The organism is Mycobacterium sp., from assembly GCF_035603715.1.
Lineage (GTDB): Bacteria > Actinomycetota > Actinomycetes > Mycobacteriales > Mycobacteriaceae > Mycobacterium.
On record NZ_DATNJW010000550.1, the window covers coordinates 1 to 3163 of the forward strand.

The 3163-nt window shown below is 69.1% G+C and carries 2 protein-coding genes and 1 pseudogene; 1 reads left to right on the forward strand and 2 read right to left on the reverse strand.

Features of this window, described 5'->3' with window-relative positions:
• Together VN856_RS22650 and VN856_RS22655 are read right to left on the reverse strand one after the other, a co-directional pair.
• Positions 1-739, reverse strand: a pseudogene (locus VN856_RS22650) (hypothetical protein); the annotation flags it as partial.
• A 108-nt stretch (positions 740-847) separates the two neighbouring features.
• Complete coding sequence (locus tag VN856_RS22655) at positions 848-1597, reverse strand: NUDIX hydrolase (RefSeq protein WP_325693233.1); 750 nt, start codon at positions 1595-1597, stop codon at positions 848-850.
• A gap of 177 nt (positions 1598-1774) precedes the next feature.
• Between VN856_RS22655 and VN856_RS22660 the strand changes: the two genes are divergently transcribed.
• Positions 1775-3163, forward strand: a 1389-nt coding sequence (locus VN856_RS22660; protein WP_325693236.1) for a CCA tRNA nucleotidyltransferase, incomplete at its 3' end; no start/stop codon positions are given.

Here is a 3163-nt window from a genome sequence, read left to right on the forward strand (position 1 = left end):
GGTCGACTTCGTGGCTGGTGGCGAACTCGGCGGCGGCTAGTAGGACCTCCAACCGGCCGCCGGTGGCCAGCGACGTGGCCAGCTCATCGTCCATCAGCCGGACCGGAATGGTGCCGCCCGGCACGCCGGGCGCCAGCCGGGGCCGGTCGGCCAGCGGCCACAGCATGGTGACCGGTACGGGTTTGGAGGTATCGGGTGCGACGACGGCGCTCAGCGTGTCGCCGGACGTATCGAGTGGATCGGCCGGGACGCCCACCACCGGCAGCAGGAATCGGGCGTTGTCCAGCCGCGCCGGTTCGCCGTAGTCGGGGGTGCCGTTGACGTTGACCAGCAGCGGGTAGACGCCGGGCGCGGTGATATCCAGGGAATGTTTGGTCGCCGAGCGCATCGGGGCCGACAACGTGAATTTCGTCTTCTGGCCGCGCCGTAGCTCGGGGGATACCGTCACGAACTCCTGGGCGGCCTGGTACTGGTCGGTGCCGCCGTCGAGGTTGGTGCGCAATCCCGCCGAGGTGGACACGGCCGGGGCATGTTCGAGGCGAATCATCACGTCGCGGACGGGCCGGTCGCCGATGTTGGCCACGGTCCCGGTGACGGTCACGATCGGCTCGCTGGTGGTGGTGGCGACCTGCGGGGTGACCTGATCGATCCGGACCTGAACGAAGGGCATCGCGCCGGGCTCGCCCGCAGCGGCGGTGGGCAGCACGGCGCCCGCGCCCAGGATGCCAACGACCGCCATCAGGCGCAGCAGGGCCGCCCGCCGGAGTCGCGGCGCCGTCGAACCGCTGTCAATCCTCGCGAGCGAGTGGTGCCTCAACCTCGATTTGCTCTGCATCGTCGTCGGAGGCTACGGCGCGGGACCGCGACCGTTCTTGCGGCCTCGGGCGGACTCGTCGGGCCGACGGATCCGGGTGCGGGAATGGGTTTGCGGACGCCGCCGCGGTGAGGTGGGCGGCAGTGGTGGCAGCGCGGCCGGGCCGTCGCTCTGCAGCTTGTCGATCAGCTCGTCGGCCACCTCGGCCAGCCGGCGTTCGTCGGCGTACGCCAGCCGGGAGGTCAGCTCGGGGATCGGCACCCATGCCACCTCGGCGACCTCCACGTCCTCGTCGGACAGCTCGCCGCCCAAAAAGCGCATCAGATAGTGATGCACGGTTTTATGTACTCGCCGACCATCGGTGACGAACCAGTAGTCGATGCGGCCCAATGCCGCCAGCACGCTGCCTTGTATCCCGGTCTCCTCGGCGACTTCCCGGATCGCGGTCTGTTCGGCGGTCTCGCCGAGTTCGATGTGGCCTTTGGGAAGTGACCACAGCATCCGGCCGCGCCGGTCGACGCGACCGATCAAGGCTGCGACCTGCTCTTCACGCGGCCGATCGATGTTGTCGATGACCAGTCCGCCTGCCGATGTCTCGTGCACGGTTCGCAGCCGCTCGGGTCCGCGGCGTGCCGAGCGTCGTTGCACAGGCTTCGCTGGAGCGGCTGGTGTGCCGCCGGCCACGGCCTCGTTGCCGGATTGGGGCTCGCCCGACCCTGCCGAGCGCCGACCGCGGCGCCTCCCGCGGCGCCGACGCGGTTGCGATTTTTCGCCGTCGGACACCCAAGCGATAGTAGCTGGCGTGCTCAGACGCTCTTGCCACACTCGCCGGTAGTGAGCTGCACGATCGGGCCACGGTGCGGCCACAAGTCGGACTCTCCCCCTCGCCGCTTCGCGGCTGGGCGGTACCCCCACAGCGGCCACCGGGCGCCGCGTCGTCGTCCGACTACGCTCTGTCCCGTGCCCGACGATGCCCGAGATGCCGAGCTGCTGACCGCTGCCGCGGTCGCATTGAACAGGCATGCCGACGTCCTGCGCGGGCTCGGCGGGTTGTTCGCTGCCGCCGGCCACGAGCTGTATCTGGTCGGCGGCTCGGTGCGCGACGCGGTGCTGCAGCGGCCGATCACCGACCTGGACTTCGCCACCGATGCCCACCCCGAGCAGCTGCAGAAATTGCTGCGACCGTGGGCCGACGCGCTGTGGGATACCGGCATCGAGTTCGGCACGATCGGTGCGGAGAAGAACCACCAGCGCCTGGAGATCACCACGTTTCGGGCCGACCGTTACGACGGCGTATCCCGCAACCCCCAGGTGCGTTTCGGCGACTCCCTCGACGACGACCTGGTGCGCCGCGACTTCACCGTGAACGCGATGGCGGTGCGCGTGACGGCGACCGGCGCCGCCGAATTCGTCGATCCACTAAAGGGTTTGGCCGCGGTGCGGGCCCGAATTCTGGATACGCCTGCGGCGCCTCAGGTTTCGTTCGGTGACGACCCGCTGCGGATGCTGCGCGCTGCACGGTTCGTCTCGCAACTGGGCTTCACGGTAGCCCCGCGGGTCCGCTCCGCGATCGAGGACATGGCCCCCGAACTTGGCCGGATCACCGCCGAGCGGGTCGCCGCCGAGCTGGACAAACTGCTGCTGGGAGCCGATCCGGTCGCCGGCATCGAGCTGATGGTGCAGACCGGGCTGGGCGACGTGGTGCTGCCCGACGTCGGCGGCATGCAGATGGCGATCGACGAGCATCACCAGCACAAGGACGTCTACCAGCATTCGCTGACTGTGCTACGGCAGGCGGTCGCCCTGGAGGACGAAGGTCCCGACCTGGTGCTGCGCTGGGCGGCGCTGCTGCACGACATCGGTAAGCCCGCCACCCGCAAGCACGAACCCGACGGGGGAGTCAGCTTCCACCACCACGAGGTGGTGGGTGCCAAGATGGTCCGAAAACGGTTGCGCGCGTTGAAGTATTCGAAACAGATCGTCGAGGACGTCTCGCAGCTGGTGTATCTGCACCTGCGGTTCCACGGTTACGGCGACGGCAAATGGACCGACTCGGCGGTGCGGCGTTATGTCACCGACGCAGGACCGCTGTTGGGTCAGCTGCACAAGTTGGTGCGCGCCGACTGCACCACCCGCAACAAGCGCCGCGCGGCCCGGCTGCAGGCCAACTACGACGACCTCGAGGCGCGGATCGCGGAGCTGGCCGCCAAGGAAGACCTGCAGCGGGTGCGACCGGACCTGGACGGCAACGCGATCATGGACCTGCTCGGCATTCCGGCCGGTCCACAGGTCGGCGAGGCGTGGCGGTATCTCAAGGAGTTGCGGCTGGACCGCGGGCCGCTGACCCAC